Origin of the sequence: Paraburkholderia yinzeri (assembly GCF_046581065.1) — a bacterium.
GTDB lineage: Bacteria > Pseudomonadota > Gammaproteobacteria > Burkholderiales > Burkholderiaceae > Paraburkholderia.
In genome coordinates, this window is sequence record NZ_JBFOCJ010000001.1 from 1,295,559 (window position 1) to 1,309,711 (window position 14,153).

14 protein-coding genes and 1 tRNA gene are annotated in these 14,153 nt (G+C 62.8%); 9 read left to right on the forward strand and 6 right to left on the reverse strand.

What is annotated here, in order from left to right; genetic code table 11:
- Positions 1-588: 588 nt before the first annotated feature.
- Together WJ542_RS06250 and WJ542_RS06255 are read left to right on the forward strand one after the other, a co-directional pair.
- Positions 589-1,122: a Spy/CpxP family protein refolding chaperone gene (locus WJ542_RS06250; RefSeq protein WP_411188330.1), complete on the forward strand. Its 534-nt coding sequence runs from the start codon at positions 589-591 to the stop codon at positions 1,120-1,122.
- 497 nt (positions 1,123-1,619) lie between these two features.
- Positions 1,620-2,414, forward strand: a complete 795-nt coding sequence (locus WJ542_RS06255) for a hypothetical protein (RefSeq protein ID WP_411188451.1) — start codon at positions 1,620-1,622, stop codon at positions 2,412-2,414.
- Positions 2,415-2,637: 223 nt separating this feature from the next.
- Here WJ542_RS06255 and WJ542_RS06260 read toward each other — a convergent pair whose 3' ends face one another.
- Positions 2,638-3,555 carry a LysR substrate-binding domain-containing protein gene (locus tag WJ542_RS06260; RefSeq protein WP_411188452.1) on the reverse strand — a complete coding sequence of 306 codons (918 nt, stop codon included), beginning with the start codon at positions 3,553-3,555 and terminating at the stop codon, positions 2,638-2,640.
- A 103-nt stretch (positions 3,556-3,658) separates the two neighbouring features.
- On the opposite strand from WJ542_RS06260, the gene WJ542_RS06265 reads away from it, so the two are divergent.
- A complete protein-coding gene (locus WJ542_RS06265) occupies positions 3,659-4,897 on the forward strand; it encodes an MFS transporter (RefSeq protein WP_027796857.1) in 1,239 nt (412 codons plus the stop codon).
- Positions 4,898-4,914: 17 nt separating this feature from the next.
- On the opposite strand, the gene WJ542_RS06270 is transcribed toward WJ542_RS06265, so the two are convergent.
- From WJ542_RS06270 to WJ542_RS06280, 3 genes are all read right to left on the reverse strand, one after another.
- Complete coding sequence (locus tag WJ542_RS06270) at positions 4,915-5,442, reverse strand: DUF6538 domain-containing protein (protein ID WP_411188453.1); 528 nt, start codon at positions 5,440-5,442, stop codon at positions 4,915-4,917.
- A gap of 121 nt (positions 5,443-5,563) precedes the next feature.
- Positions 5,564-5,640: transfer RNA gene (locus WJ542_RS06275), tRNA-Pro, on the reverse strand.
- Between the two features lie 37 nt (positions 5,641-5,677).
- Positions 5,678-6,670, reverse strand: coding sequence for a polyprenyl synthetase family protein (locus WJ542_RS06280; protein WP_411188454.1), 993 nt, complete (start codon positions 6,668-6,670; stop codon positions 5,678-5,680).
- Positions 6,671-6,957: 287 nt separating this feature from the next.
- Between WJ542_RS06280 and rplU the strand changes: the two genes are divergently transcribed.
- From rplU to proB, 4 genes are all read left to right on the forward strand, one after another.
- Complete coding sequence (rplU, locus tag WJ542_RS06285; RefSeq protein WP_006025184.1) at positions 6,958-7,269, forward strand: 50S ribosomal protein L21; 312 nt, start codon at positions 6,958-6,960, stop codon at positions 7,267-7,269.
- Positions 7,270-7,295: 26 nt separating this feature from the next.
- Positions 7,296-7,559, forward strand: a complete 264-nt coding sequence (rpmA, locus tag WJ542_RS06290; protein ID WP_411188455.1) for a 50S ribosomal protein L27 — start codon at positions 7,296-7,298, stop codon at positions 7,557-7,559.
- Between the two features lie 210 nt (positions 7,560-7,769).
- Entirely contained in the window at positions 7,770-8,882 is a 1,113-nt protein-coding gene (gene cgtA / locus WJ542_RS06295) for an Obg family GTPase CgtA (RefSeq protein ID WP_411188456.1), read from the forward strand.
- A 77-nt stretch (positions 8,883-8,959) separates the two neighbouring features.
- Positions 8,960-10,078 carry a glutamate 5-kinase gene (gene proB / locus WJ542_RS06300; protein WP_411188457.1) on the forward strand — a complete coding sequence of 373 codons (1,119 nt, stop codon included), beginning with the start codon at positions 8,960-8,962 and terminating at the stop codon, positions 10,076-10,078.
- Between the two features lie 96 nt (positions 10,079-10,174).
- On the opposite strand, the gene WJ542_RS06305 is transcribed toward proB, so the two are convergent.
- Both WJ542_RS06305 and WJ542_RS06310 read right to left on the reverse strand, forming a co-directional pair.
- Positions 10,175-10,738 (reverse strand): CNP1-like family protein, encoded by a 564-nt coding sequence (locus WJ542_RS06305; protein WP_411188458.1) that lies wholly within the window; start codon positions 10,736-10,738, stop codon positions 10,175-10,177.
- 134 nt (positions 10,739-10,872) lie between these two features.
- Positions 10,873-11,511, reverse strand: a complete 639-nt coding sequence (locus WJ542_RS06310; protein WP_411188459.1) for an RNA pyrophosphohydrolase — start codon at positions 11,509-11,511, stop codon at positions 10,873-10,875.
- A 239-nt stretch (positions 11,512-11,750) separates the two neighbouring features.
- Between WJ542_RS06310 and WJ542_RS06315 the strand changes: the two genes are divergently transcribed.
- Positions 11,751-13,487 (forward strand): proline--tRNA ligase, encoded by a 1,737-nt coding sequence (locus WJ542_RS06315; protein ID WP_411188460.1) that lies wholly within the window; start codon positions 11,751-11,753, stop codon positions 13,485-13,487.
- A gap of 14 nt (positions 13,488-13,501) precedes the next feature.
- Positions 13,502-14,101, forward strand: a complete 600-nt coding sequence (locus WJ542_RS06320) for a MarC family protein (protein WP_411188461.1) — start codon at positions 13,502-13,504, stop codon at positions 14,099-14,101.
- The last annotated feature ends 52 nt before the right edge of the window (positions 14,102-14,153 follow it).

Consider the following 14,153-nt stretch of genomic DNA (forward strand, 5'->3'; position numbering starts at 1 on the left):
GCTGCTGATGACTGTCCAACGACCTTCTTCGAATACACGCGTAGACTTTTTGATGACGCGTCAATACCGGTCCGTCGTATCATCCGGAATTCATCCAACGCCAGGAGTCTTGAGCCGATGATCCTGATTTCCCGTACTTCCCTACGTCGCTGGTCTGCGATGGCGACAATCGCCATCGTTGCAGCGACATCGGCGCTACCCGCGCAAGCCCAACACGATCGACGTGGTGGTGGCGGTTACGGCCGACCCGAGTATCGCGGTGGCGGGTATCACGGCGGCGGCGGGTATCACGGCGGCGGCGGGTATCACGGCGGTGGCGGGTATGGTGGTGGCGACCTGGTCGGTGGCCTGGTTGTGGGCGCGCTCCTTGGCGCTGTCGCTGGCGCGGCCATTTCGAACGCGACGCAGGCACCGCCAGCCGATGTCTATTCCGCGCCCCCGCCCCCACCGCCCCCGGGCGCCTACTACTATCCAAACAGTTACCCAGCCGGTTACTAAAATACGTGCCATGGCGCGGCACCAACACATGGAACGTCAGAGCGACGCACAGTTGTTGCCTGCAGCCCATCTATCAGCGAGCATCCAGCCATGAAAAAATTGGTCCGTAAGACTGTTGTTCCCACCTTGTTCGTCCTTGCCTTCTGCACCACTTCCGCGTGGGCGCAAACGACGGCGGCAAGTAGTCCGGTCGCCGCATCTTCCGCTGTTGCACATCAAGCGCAGAAGCATGGCGACTTCGTGGAGCAACGGATTGACCAACTCCATTCCGAATTGAAGATCACCGCCCAGCAGTCGCAGCAGTGGGATGCGTATGCACAGGTCATGCGCGACAACGCTCATAGCACCGACGCTGCAATACGGGATCGTGCTCAAAAACTGGAGTCGTTGAGTGCCGACGACGCGATGAAGTCTTATGCATCGCTGGCTCAGTTGCATGCCGACAACATGCAGAAGCTCGCGACCGCATTCAGTGCGCTCTACGCCTCGCTGTCCAACGATCAGAAGGCGGTTGCCGACAAGTTGTTCCGCAACCAGCATGGGCGCCCGCACATAAAACATTCCTGGCACAAGCCGGCTGCATCTTCTGGCGCAGCTTCGGCTCCGGTCCCGGCATCGAACTGACCGTTCGCCGTAGGGTTCTCAGTCGGGGGCGAAGCCTTATCACGCCAGCGGATTGCCCAATTCGCGCAGCATCCGCATCCCGATTGCGGAAAAGGCCATCGACATCCCGCCAGTTCCTGTCGATCCCTGGACCATAGAGCAGTTCCCGACGCCTGCCGCTTCATCAATCCGCGCGTATTCCTGCCGACGCTCGTGCTGGACGACGGCACGGTGCTCGGCGAAACGCCCGTCATCATGATGTGCTACCTCGCCACTGGCGGTAGCCGGCCACCTGCCGGCTATTTGACCCGAAAAGCTGAAGGGCTCTTCCGGGTCGTCTCACACCTGTTGCATTAAGCGTGCGCCCGAAGCGATCGTTGTACTTGGTCGTGGGGCGTAGCGCGGCCACGAGCGGTCTTTCATCGCGGTGTCCGCATAGCAGCCGTTCGGCGGTTACAGTGAAGTTTTGCGCGCGTGGGCAACGGTAAGATCGCACTTTAAATCCACTCGATTTCGGCATGCTCGCGCTCAAACTAACGCTTGTCCCGCTGTTCTTGCTCGTCGTTTCGATGTCGGGTAAATGGTGGGGGCCATCTACCGCTGGCTGGTTGGCGGGTCTACCCGTGGTTGCCGGTCCGATTCTATTCATTCTTGTGCTCGCGCACGGCCCGAGCTTCGGCGCGCACGCTGCCACGCTGTCCCTTGCCGCAATCCTCGCCTCAGAAGCATTCAATTTCGCATATGCATGGACCTGCCGCTCACGCTCGTGGCCGCAGGCGTTAGCTGTCGGGCTCATCACGTGGTTTATCTCCGCGTGTGGCCTATCAATGCTGCCAACTTCACCTATTTGGGCCGCAACCGCCGCCCTCGCGGCTGTGTGCTTTGGGCAGTCGTTCTTGCCGCGCAGCTCCGCGGTCGCAGCAGGTGCGCCGCTTACGCGGTCCGATCTGATAGGCAGAATGGTTGCTGGCGCGGCCCTGACGTTACTGGTTACTTCGTTATCCGGTTGGGCCGGCCCCTCGTGGAGCGGGTTGCTCGCAGTATTTCCACTGCTCGGTATCGTTCTATCGGTGTCTTCACACCGAGCACACGGGCCAGCCTTCGTGATCTCGCTGCTTCGGGGCATGGTGCTTGGCAGGTTCTCGTTTGCAGCATTTTGTTTGCTGCTTTCGTTCTCACTGTCTTACCAGCGTCCAGTTTCGGCCTTCGTCGAGGCCTCAGTCTTGGCAATGATCGTGCAGTGGGGCACCAAGCGATTTGCAACGATGCAGCGCGCAAAAATTGCAGAGCCGAACATCAGTGCTACTGATTGACCCTCCAACCGAATCTCGCTGGTTGAAAGTTGGTAGAGCGTCCGCTTTCATGTGGATCGACCATCCCCTGTGAGTCGCTTCATGCCCCTCGCATGATAGGCATCGCCCGCGACGATCACTGTACTCAGCCGTCGAGTGCGCCGCCAGCTTGGGACATTCGGATGACGGCCCAGATCATCAACAATCGGCGTATCAACAAATGGCAGCTAAAAAGCTGGCATTTTCATGCGGCTACCCGCTCCCACGGCGCGGGGGCGCTACGAAAGGACTCCAGCACGATTGCGGCGAGCCGGTCGACCAGCGGTGTCGTGTGGATGTTCGTGTGCAGCAAGGCTAACTGGATCGACGGCAACTCAGGCAGGCCGAGTGCAAGGGCCTCAAGTGGCTGGGTGGTGGCCGGCAACCCGTAGCGCGTTCGCACAGTGAGGCCGAGGCCGGCTGCTGCTGCCGCCCACAATCCTGAGAGGCTCGGACTGGTGAACGCCACACGCCACGACATGCCCGCCCGGTCGAGCGCCGCGATGGCCGCACTGTGAAATAAGCAAGGCCGATCGAACGCGACCAGCGGCAGCGGTTCGCCTGACCCCAGGTTCCATGGCACCGTTGACGAACCGATCCAGGACATCGGCGGGGAAGCTATAGGTTTGCTCGAAAAGCCGCGTGCATTATGGACGGAAAGCGCTTCATCTCCCCAGACCAGCGCAAGGTCGAGTTGCTTCGTCTCGATGCGCTCCAGCAGTTCGGCATTTCGCGCAACGCGCGCCTCGATCCGCACCTTCGGATGCGCACGTGCAAAGCGCCCGAGCACTTCTGGCAGAACCGCTTCGCCGAAATCCTCCTGCATGCCGAGCCGGACCCAACCCTCCAGATCGACCCCGCGAACGGCGACGGCAGCTTCGTCGTTAAGTTCGATCATGCGCCGCGCGTAGGCGAGCATCGTTTCCCCCGCCTCGGTCAGCGCGAGGCCGCGCCCGGACTTGCGAAAGAGCGGCGTTCCGGCCTGTTCTTCAAGCTTACGAAGCTGCGCACTGATCGCGGAAGTAGAGCGCCCGACGCGATCAGCAGCCTTCGCGAAGCTCCGCAACTCCATTCCTGCGACAAGACTCCGCAACACGGAGACATCGAAGTCGACGTGGCCCATAATCAATCATCCCGTTTTATCGAACGATTACTTCATTATTTTCCGATATTCAGAATAATCGTAAGGAGCGAAACTGGATGTGTCAAATTCCGGAGTCAACGATATGGCGACACCCAAAACGGCAATGGTCGCGTCAACCGAGCGAGAGGCCGCACATCGGTGGAAAGTGCTTGGCGTAGGCGTCGCGGCGAACGCGAGCTTCTCGGCGGCTGCAGCCGGAATTCCCACCACGGCGGTCTGGCTGCGCTCCGGTTATCACCTGAGCACGGCCGAACTAGGTCTTGCGCTTGGGTCGATGGGGCTCGGCGTCGCGCTTTCAGAATTGCCGTGGGGTATCCTGACCGATCGCTGGGGTGATCGCCCCGTGCTGCTCACTGGCCTGCTAAGCACCGCAGCAACGCTCGTGGCGATGGCGTGGCTCGTCGCACCGTCCACTGCGGGAGTGCCCACTCTCGGCTGGTTGGTGATGGCTATGTGTCTCGTCGGCCTGTTGGGCGGCAGCGTGAACGGATCGAGCGGACGAGCGGTGATGGCTTGGTTCCGCGATGGAGAGCGAGGGCTCGCAATGAGTATCCGGCAGACCGCCGTGCCGCTCGGCGGCGGCCTCGGCGCGCTGATACTGCCGTGGCTCGCGGCAGCACATGGATTTGCAATGGTGTACGGTGTACTGGCTGCGATGTGTGCGGTATCGGCGGCGTTCGCGTGGCGCTGGCTGCACGAGCCGTCGTTCGCGAGCACTACGCCGGCCGGCCATCCCACTTCACCGCAGGCGGTACCGTTACGCGATGCGCAGATCTGGCGGGTCGTGCTGGGTATCGGCATTCTGTGCGCGCCGCAATTTGCCGTGCTGACCTTTGCCACCGTGTTTCTGCACGACCTCGCGCATCTCGGCATCGGTACGATTTCGGTAACGATGGTCGTCGTGCAGCTAGGCGCAATGGTGATGCGAGTGTGGAGCGGGCGTTTTACCGATCGCCGTGGAAACCGACGTGCTTTTTTGCGTGGCTCGACGCTGGTCGCCATGGCATCATTCATCGCGCTTGCATTGGCGGTGCATATATCACTCGGTGCCATGACTCTGGCGGCGATGATCGCAATCGCAGGAATTTGCGTGTCGGCGTGGCATGGCGTGGCCTATACGGAACTTGCGACGCTCGCCGGCATGTCGCGCGCCGGCACTGCGCTCGGCATGGCAAACACGGTGGTCTACGTCGGCCTCTTTCTCACACCGCTCACGATCCCCCACCTGCTTGTGGCAGGATCGTGGGCAGGCGTGTGGTTCGCGGCCGGTCTGTGCGCGCTCGTCGCATATCCGTTGTTTCCAGGACCCTTGCAGATCTGAACTGGAATACATGAGCCTTATGCAAGGAGGCTGGCCGAGAAGTCGCCCCGCGCTAATGCTGTCTTCCAAGCCTGAAGCTGTTCCTGGTCAAACCGTTGCGCTGCTGCGACTTGCTCGTGGGTTAGAAAATCTCCCGTTTGTTCCCATGTCGCCTGATCGGCATTGGATGTGTGGCCCCTGTAGGCGCCAACCAGTCGAGGGGTGACACGGGTTTGCTCATCCAGCGTCAAGACCAGGTTTTGTACAGCTTGGGCGATGTAAGCCTCTAGCTCTTCTGACAGCGGGACGAATGGCGCGGGGCGCGTACTGTCTTCCAGCGCCTGAAACCGGACTCGGTGTTCGGCTATCAGCTGGTGTGCGATGGTGATTGCTTCAGCGCGATTGCGGGTCTTGAGACTGGCTCTGTAAGCATCGGTCGCCAGCTTGCCGCTGCTCGTGCGAGGGAACAGGTGCTGAAGGTGCTTGGGAATGCCGATGCGGAGCTGATAGATCCCGCTTTGGGGATGCGGTTCCAGTCCAGGAGGCAGTGTCGTCATGTCGTCCATCCGCACATTTCGACACGCGGATTGACAAGGTAGATTGACGATGCCGGAAAAGACAAAGGCCCGTAAGTCCTTGACTGGCTTGGTTTCCCAATTCAATCAATTACTTACGAGCCTTGAATTCTGGTCGGGGTGAGAGGATTCGAACCTCCGGCCTCTACGTCCCGAACGTAGCGCTCTACCAGGCTAAGCTACACCCCGAATTTGCTGCTGGACTCTTCAGCGCACTGCGTTTTAATTAAGACTGGCGCGTCGTCGAGTAAGAGCATAATTCTAGCAGGCTCTCTTTGTAAATGGAAGGGGGGAAGGCCGAAATCGCGTCGGCAGCGGCCTGTGCCTCGGCCCTTGCACATTCCAGCGTGTGATCGAGCGCGCCCGAGCGCGTGATGGCCGCGAAGATTTCGTCGAAGCGCGTCGTGCCGCCCTGTTCGATCGCCTCGCGAGCGAGCGCTGCTTCCGCCGCCGTGCCGTGTTCGATCAGCCAGATGAGCGGCAGCGTGGGTTTGCCTTCGCGCAGGTCGTCGCCGGCGTTCTTGCCCATCGCCTCGGCCGTGCCCGCATAGTCGAGCCAGTCGTCCATGAGCTGGAATGCCGTGCCGATGCGCCGGCCGAACTCGGCGGCCGCCTCTTCCGTTCGTGCATCCGACCCCGAAAGCACCGCGCCAAGCTGCGCCGCCGCTTCGAACAGTTTGGCCGTTTTGTAGCGGATCACCTGCATGTAGCGCGATACATCTACGTCGGCGTCGTGCATGTTCAGGAGTTGGAGCACCTCTCCTTCGGAGATGATCGTGGTGGCCTGGGAAAGAATCTCCATCACGCGCATCTTGCCCACGCCCACCATCATTTCGAACGAGCGCGAGTACAGATAGTCGCCCACGAGCACGCTCGCAGCGTTGCCGAAGAGCGCATTGGCCGTCTGGCGGCCGCGCCGCAGGTCGGATTCGTCCACCACGTCGTCGTGTAGCAGCGTCGCCGTATGAATGAATTCCACGACAGCGGCAAGTTCGTGACGATGCGTGCTGCGATCGCCGAGCGCCCCCGCGACGAGCAGCAGCAGCGCCGGGCGCAGCCGCTTGCCTCCCGCGCCGATGATGTACTCGGAGATCTGGTTGATCAGCATCACCTCGGACGCCAGGCTTTGCCGGATGACGCGGTTGACCTGCTCCATGTCAGCGGCAATCGGGGCGAGCAGGGCAGCTGCGCTGGGGGTGTGGGTGGCGGTGGACGACATGATGGCAAATAGGGGTAGTGCCGCGGATTATAAGGCGAATCGCGTGAACGTCGGACCCCGCGGAGCCTCCAGATTGGCCTTCAGTCCAGGGGGAAGACTCGGAAAGCGCCCGCCAGGCGGTGCTTTCGGCGCTGCACGGGGATTTGCCGCCATGCACGTGCCGACAGAGCGCGGCGGCTGTCAAGGTGGTTTGGCTGTGAGTTTTGACTGTGCCGCTAACTCTATGTATAATCTAAGGTTTCCAGCGCGCAGTGTGTCTGGAAAGTATTCTCAGAGTGAGGTTCTCAATGTACGCGGTCATAAAAACCGGCGGCAAGCAATACAAGGTTGCCGTTGGCGAAAAACTTAAAGTAGAACAGATACCGGCTGACATTGACGCAGAAATCACGCTCGACCAGGTTCTCGCAGTGGGCGAAGGCGAATCGATTAAGTTCGGTACGCCGCTGGTCAGTGGGGCTTCCGTCAAGGCCACCGTTGTGTCGCACGGTCGTCACGCCAAAGTGACCATCTTCAAGATGCGTCGCCGGAAGCACTACCAGAAGCATGGCGGCCACCGCCAGAACTACACCGAACTGCGCATCGACGCGATCAACGCGTAAGCGCACGCAGGTAAAGGAGCAAACAAATGGCACACAAAAAGGCAGGCGGCTCTTCCCGTAACGGCCGCGATTCCGAGTCGAAACGACTTGGCGTGAAGGTGTTCGGCGGTCAGGCGATCCTCGCCGGCGGCATCATCGTTCGCCAGCGCGGCACGCGTATGCACCCGGGCAACAACGTCGGCATCGGCAAGGACCACACGCTCTACGCGTTGGTCGACGGCCACGTCACGTTCTCGACCAAGGGCGCAATGAAGAAGCACATGGTCAACGTCGTTCCGGTAGCGGCCTGAGTTTTAGCCCGCTCGCGAGCGGGCTAAAAAGCGCCGCAAGGAAGGCCCCGCGAGGTTTGCGGGGCCTTTTGTTTATTCGCGTGCGGATCCCTGGGCTTTGCGGCGTTTCGCGGGGCGCTGGCCATCCGGCCAGGTGGGCAAGCTCCGCGGCGGCGAGCAAAATACGTGGGCACAATAACGACACTCACCGATTACGGGACGGAGTAACGCATGAAGTTCATTGACGAAGCGAAGATCGAAGTCATCGCCGGCGATGGGGGCGATGGCAGCGCGTCGATGCGGCGCGAAAAGTTCGTCCCGTTCGGCGGCCCGGACGGCGGCGACGGCGGGCGGGGCGGCAGCGTCTACGTGGTCGCGGACCGCAACATCAACACGCTGATCGATTACCGCTATACGAAGAAGCACCAGGCGCGCAACGGCGAGAACGGCCGCGGCTCGGACTGCTACGGCAAGGGCGGCGACGACATCACGCTGCGCATGCCGGTGGGCACGGCCATCTCGGATCTCGAAACGGGCGAACTGATCGCCGACCTCACCGAGCACGACCAGCGCGTGGTCGTCGCAACGGGAGGGGCGGGCGGCCTCGGCAACCTGCATTTCAAGTCGTCCACGAATCGCGCGCCGCGCCAAAAAACCGACGGCAAGCCCGGCGAGCGCCGCATGCTCAAGCTCGAGCTGAAGGTGCTGGCCGACGTCGGCCTGCTCGGCATGCCGAACGCGGGCAAGTCCACGTTCATCTCGGCGGTTTCGAACGCCAGGCCCAAGATCGCCGACTATCCGTTCACGACGCTCGCGCCGAATCTGGGCGTGGTGCGCGTGGGGCCGAGCAAGAGCTTCGTGATCGCCGACATTCCGGGCCTGATCGAAGGCGCCGCGGAGGGCGCGGGGCTCGGTCATCAGTTCCTGCGGCACCTGCAGCGTACGAATCTGCTGCTGCATCTGGTCGATCTCGCACCGTTCGACGAGTCCGTCGATCCGGTGGCCGAGGCGAAGGCCATCGTCGAGGAACTGCGCAAGTACGACGAAACGCTCTATCAAAAGCCGCGCTGGCTTGTCCTGAACAAGCTCGACATGGTGCCCGAAGACGAGCGCGCCGCGCGCGCTGCCGACTTCGTGAAACGCTTCGAGTGGGGCGGTCCGGTCTTCGAGATTTCGGCGCTTACGGGCCAGGGCTGCGAAAACCTCTGCTATGCGGTGTATGACTACATCGCGGCCCATTCGGACGCGCGCCGCGCGGCCGAGGCGGAAGATCTCGCGTCCGACGTGCGTTTTCGCGACACGCCGGGCGAGGAGGGCGTTCAGCCGCAGGCATCGCAGGAATAACCCATCTTCGCCCTCTCCGGCGCGCATGGCGCGCCGGCAGCTTTACGCGTCATCAGCTATTTGGGAGACCGCGCAGCATGCGTTCCGTCATTGCCGATTCCCGGCGTCTGGTAGTGAAAGTCGGTTCGAGCCTTGTCACCAATGATGGCCGCGGGCTCGATCATGCGGCGATCGGCCGTTGGGCTTCGCAGATCGCAGCGCTGCGCGAGCGAGGCTTCGAGGTCGTGCTCGTCAGCTCGGGTGCTATCGCCGAGGGCATGCAACGGCTTGGCTGGAGCAAGCGCCCGCGCGAGATCGACGAGTTGCAGGCGGCGGCGGCGGTCGGCCAGATGGGGCTTGCGCAGGTGTACGAAAGCAGTTTTGCCGGGCACGACATTCGCACCGCGCAGATCCTCCTCACTCATGCCGATCTCGCCGACCGCGAACGCTATCTGAACGCGCGCTCGACGCTGCTCACGCTGCTGCGTCTCGGGGTCGTGCCGATCATCAACGAGAACGACACGGTCGTCACCGACGAGATCAAGTTCGGCGACAACGACACGCTCGGCGCCCTCGTCGCGAACCTCATCGAAGGCGACGCGCTCGTGATCCTCACCGACCAGAGCGGGCTCTATACGGCGGATCCGCGCAAGGATCCGGCCGCAACGCTGGTCCGCGAGGCCGACGCCGGCAAGCCCGAACTCGAGGCGATGGCGGGCGGTGCAGGGTCGAGCCTCGGCCGGGGCGGCATGCTTACCAAGATCCTCGCCGCCAAGCGCGCGGCGCACAGCGGCGCGAACACGGTGATTGCGAGCGGCCGCGAGGCGGACGTGCTCGTGCGCCTTGCCGCGGGCGAGGCGATCGGCACGCAGCTCATCGCCCGCACGGCCCGCATGGCGGCCCGCAAGCAATGGATGGCCGATCACCTGCAGGTGCGCGGCCATGTGCTGATCGACGACGGCGCCGTGCAAAAACTCACCGCGGACGGCAAGAGTCTGCTGCCGATCGGCGTGATCGGCGTGCAGGGTGCGTTCGCGCGCGGCGAAGTCATTGCGTGCCTGAACAGTGCGGGCGTGGAGGTGGCGCGCGGGCTCACGAACTACAGCAGCGCCGAAACGAAGCTGATCCAGCGTCATCCGAGCGGCGAGATCGAGGGCGTGCTCGGCTACATGCTGGAACCGGAGCTGATTCACCGCGACAATCTCGTGCTGGTTTGAACTGCGCCTCAAATCCCCAGGGGAAATACGGGCGACAAAAAAGCTGCGCCGGCATCGAGCCGGGGCAGCTTTTTTTATGCCGTTCCGGGCAGGGCGTCAGTGGATCAGCGACGCCTGCGTGCGGCCGTAGCGCAGGTTGTCGACGATGACCTGAGCCTTCGCCACCGGCATCTTGTTCGCGCAGAAATAGTCCTGATAGAGCGAGGCGTGATACGCGTTCAGCGAGCCGTTCTCGATACGCGACCAGTCGTTGGCGACGGTCTGGTCCCAGGCGTTGTGGTCGGCATCGAGGCTTGCGTAGAGGCGCCACTCGTACGTGTCGCAACGTATGCCCTCGTAGTTCACGTTGCGCGCACCGCTCGGGCTCGTGATGACGACCGTGTAGCGCACGACGCCGTCGGAGCCGACCGTCAGCGAGGCCGGATCGATCGCGAACTTGAGCGACGTGTCGTTCGAGACGTCGAACGGCAGCAGCTTCGCGCCGGCCTGCGGCATGGGCGGCAGCCCTTCGAGCGCGTTTTCCTTCCAGCTGCCCTGGCGGTCGAACAGGTAGACGAACGTGCTATCGTCCTTGTTGGTGGGGCCGGAACTGCTGCAGGCGGCCAGCAGGACACTACTTGCGGCCGCGGCGCATGCCACGGCGAGAGCCAATCGTTTCAAATTGATTTTCCTTCGAAGCAACGGCCCGGCCAAAAGCACAGCGCCGCAAATACGAACGGCGGCGCGAACCGTGGGGTCGCGTCGCCGGTTCTTGCCGCGGGTTCTCCCCCGGCGCGCCGTCCGTCGTGACAGGCTTAGTCGTGCTCGTCCGGCGCAGGCACGATCATACTCCCGCCGTCGTCCCCACAGTCGCTTTCCAGCGCCGGGGCGGCCTGCACGGCATCGGCATGTGCCGACGTGACGATGCGCGGATAGCGGACCTCGTGAGCGTGCATGCCGCGCTCCTGGCGCGGCGCGGTGGCGCGCCGCAGGAAGCGCGACAACTCGGTCAACGCGAGCTGATAGACGTCGCGCTTGAACTCGATGACCGCTTCGAGCGGTACCCAGTAATCGTTCCAGCGCCACGCATCGAACTCGGGATGCTCCGTTGCCCGCAGGCAGATATCGCAATCGCGCCCGACCATGCGCAGCAGAAACCAGATCTGTTTCTGACCGCGATAATGGCCGCGCACTTCGCGCTTGATGAACTTGTCCGGCACCTCATAACGCAACCAGTCGCGCGTGCGACCGACAATCTTGACGTGCTCAGGATGCAGCCCGGTTTCTTCGTGCAACTCCCGATACATTGCCTGCAAGGGGGTCTCACCATACTTGATGCCCCCTTGCGGAAACTGCCAGGAATGTTCGCGAACCCGCTTGCCCCAAAACACCTCGTTGTGCGCGTTCAAGAGGATGATGCCGACGTTCGGGCGAAAGCCTTCACGATCCAGCATACAACCACCTTCGAATCCTTTAAAATTGCTTTGATTATAAACAGATAACGGTCCTCACGCACCCGGCGGCCGGAAGATTGGCGCGATTTGCGGCGAGCGCGCAAGCAGCGTTCGCCGCAAGGCCGGCTGGCGTCATCGGTGCGGCGCATGGGGCGTTGTCATAATGTCGGGTCTGTGAACTCCATCGTTGGACTCTTTCGGGCGGTCTCTCACCGGGCCGCCGCCTTTGGATAATCTGAATGAAAGCCTCCCGTTTCTTTATCGGCACCCTGAAGGAAGCGCCGGCTGACGCCGAAATCGTCAGCCACAAGTTGATGGTCCGCGCGGGCATGATCCGCCGCGTCGCGGGCGGCATCTACAACTATCTGCCAATCGGCCTGCGCTCGATCCGCAAGGTCGAGCAGATCGTGCGCGAGGAAATGAACCGCGCGGGCGCGATCGAGCTCCTGATGCCGGCCGTGCAGCCGGCCGAGCTTTGGCAGGAATCGGGGCGCTGGGAAAAATACGGGCCGGAACTGCTGCGTTTCAAGGATCGCAAGCAGAGCGATTTCGTGATGGGCCCGACGCACGAGGAAGTCGTGACCGACATCGCGCGCAACCAGATCAAGAGCTACCGTCAACTGCCGGTGAACTTCTATCAGGTGCAGACGAAGTTCCGCGACGAAATCCGTCCCCGTTTCGGCGTGATGCGTGGCCGCGAGTTCATCATGAAGGACGCGTACTCGTTCGATAAGGACATCGAAGGCCTCAAGGGCTCGTACCAGAAGATGTACGACGCCTACGTGCGCATCTTCACGCGTCTCGGTCTGCAGTTCCGCGCGGTCGCGGCCGACAATGGCTCGATCGGCGGCAGCGGCTCGCACGAGTTTCACGTGATCGCCGAAACGGGCGAGGACGATATCGCCTACTGCCCGACCTCGGATTTCGCGGCGAACGTCGAAGCCGCCGATGCGCTGCCGCTCGTCGCCGCGCGCGGTCCGGCCACCGAGGCCCTCACGAAGACGTCGACGCCGGGTGCGGCGAAGTGCGAGGCCGTGGCGACGTTGCTCGGCATTCCGCTCGAGCGCACCATCAAGTCGATCATTCTGGCGACCGACAACGAAGGCGCCGAGCCCACGATCTGGCTGCTGATGCTGCGCGGCGACCACGACCTGAACGAGATCAAGGCGGCGAAGCTCGAAGGCCTCGCCAACTTTCGCTTCGCGACCGAGGCCGAGATCGTCGAATGGTTCGGCACGCCGCCGGGCTACCTCGGGCCGCTCAACACGAAGAAGCCCGTCAAGGTGATCGCGGACCGTACGGTCGCGAACATGAGCGACTTCGTGGTGGGCTCCAACGTTGCGGACTTCCACACGACGGGCGTGAACTGGGGCCGCGACCTGTCGGAGCCGGTCGTTGCCGACATCCGCAACGTGAAAAAGGGCGATCCCTCGCCGGACGGCAAGGGCGTGCTCGACATCTGCCGCGGCATCGAAGTGGGCCATGTGTTCCAGCTCGGCACCAAGTATTCCGATGCAATGGGCGCGACCTTCCTCGCCGAGAACGGCAAACCCGCGCCGATGCAGATGGGCTGCTACGGCATCGGCATCACGCGTATCCTGGGCGCGGCGATCGAGCAGAACTTCGACGAGAAGGGCATCATCTGGCCGGAATCGATCGCGCCGTTCGAGGTGGTGCTCTGCCCGATGGGCATGGACCGCAGCGAACTCGTGCGCGAGCACGCCGAACGCATCTACGACGAGCTCGTGAAGGCCGGCGTGGATGTGATCCTCGACGACCGCGGCGAGCGTCCGGGCGTGATGTTCGCCGACTGGGAGCTGATCGGCGTACCGCATCGTCTCGTGATCGGCGAGCGGGGCCTGAAGGAAGGCAAGATCGAGTATCAGGGCCGCCGCGACGCCGAGCCGACCCTGCTGCCGGCCGAAGAGGCCGCGCAGGCGGTGGCGCAGAAGGTCCGCGCGGCGCTCGCGCGCTAAGCGGCCAGGAAGCGATGGAATACAGCTTCCTTTCCGCGACTGTCCTGCTCCTCCTCATCACCGATCCGCTCGGCAACATTCCGCTCTTCATCGGGTGCCTGCACCATGTGGAGCGGTCGCGTCGGGCGATCGTGATCCTGCGGGAAGTGGCGATCGCGTTCGCGATCCTGCTCATCTTCATGGTGGCCGGCAACGGCTTTCTGCGGATGATGGGGCTCACGGACACGTCGCTGCGCATCGGCGGCGGCATCGTGCTGTTCCTGATCGCGCTGCGCATGATCTTCCCGCATCCGGGCGGCCCGTTCGGCGGCGGCGACAAGGGCGGCGAGCCGCTCATCGTGCCGCTCGCCATTCCGGCGCTGGCGGGGCCTTCCGCGCTTGCCACGGTCATGCTGCTCACCTCGCAGGCGCCCGGTAAGCTCTACGAATGGATCGGCGCGCTCACCGTGACGATGGTGGTCTGCGCGGGCGTGCTGGTGCTGTCCGAGCGCATCCAGCAATGGCTTGGCGAGCGCGTGGTGACGGCGTTCGAGCGGCTGATGGGGCTCGTGCTCGTGGCGATTTCGGTGGAGATGATCCTCGCGGGCATCAGCAATTTCGTGCATCACCTCTGAGTCCGGTGCTGCCGCGGCACAAACAGAAAAGCGGCCCGCGGGCCGCTTTCTT

Excerpts from the sequence above, each read along its gene's own strand:
- rplU (WP_006025184.1), top strand. The coding sequence starts at position 6,958 with ATGTACGCGGTCATAAAAACCGGCGGCAAGCAATACAAGGTTGCCGTT.
- rpmA (WP_411188455.1), top strand. The coding sequence starts at position 7,296 with ATGGCACACAAAAAGGCAGGCGGCTCTTCCCGTAACGGCCGCGATTCC.
- WJ542_RS06250 (WP_411188330.1), top strand. The coding sequence starts at position 589 with ATGAAAAAATTGGTCCGTAAGACTGTTGTTCCCACCTTGTTCGTCCTT.
- proB (WP_411188457.1), top strand. The coding sequence starts at position 8,960 with ATGCGTTCCGTCATTGCCGATTCCCGGCGTCTGGTAGTGAAAGTCGGT.
- WJ542_RS06260 (WP_411188452.1), bottom strand. The coding sequence starts at position 3,555 with ATGGGCCACGTCGACTTCGATGTCTCCGTGTTGCGGAGTCTTGTCGCA.
- WJ542_RS06280 (WP_411188454.1), bottom strand. The coding sequence starts at position 6,670 with ATGTCGTCCACCGCCACCCACACCCCCAGCGCAGCTGCCCTGCTCGCC.
- WJ542_RS06255 (WP_411188451.1), top strand. The coding sequence starts at position 1,620 with ATGCTCGCGCTCAAACTAACGCTTGTCCCGCTGTTCTTGCTCGTCGTT.
- WJ542_RS06270 (WP_411188453.1), bottom strand. The coding sequence starts at position 5,442 with ATGGACGACATGACGACACTGCCTCCTGGACTGGAACCGCATCCCCAA.
- WJ542_RS06315 (WP_411188460.1), top strand. The coding sequence starts at position 11,751 with ATGAAAGCCTCCCGTTTCTTTATCGGCACCCTGAAGGAAGCGCCGGCT.
- WJ542_RS06320 (WP_411188461.1), top strand. The coding sequence starts at position 13,502 with ATGGAATACAGCTTCCTTTCCGCGACTGTCCTGCTCCTCCTCATCACC.
- cgtA (WP_411188456.1), top strand. The coding sequence starts at position 7,770 with ATGAAGTTCATTGACGAAGCGAAGATCGAAGTCATCGCCGGCGATGGG.
- WJ542_RS06310 (WP_411188459.1), bottom strand. The coding sequence starts at position 11,511 with ATGCTGGATCGTGAAGGCTTTCGCCCGAACGTCGGCATCATCCTCTTG.
- WJ542_RS06265 (WP_027796857.1), top strand. The coding sequence starts at position 3,659 with ATGGCGACACCCAAAACGGCAATGGTCGCGTCAACCGAGCGAGAGGCC.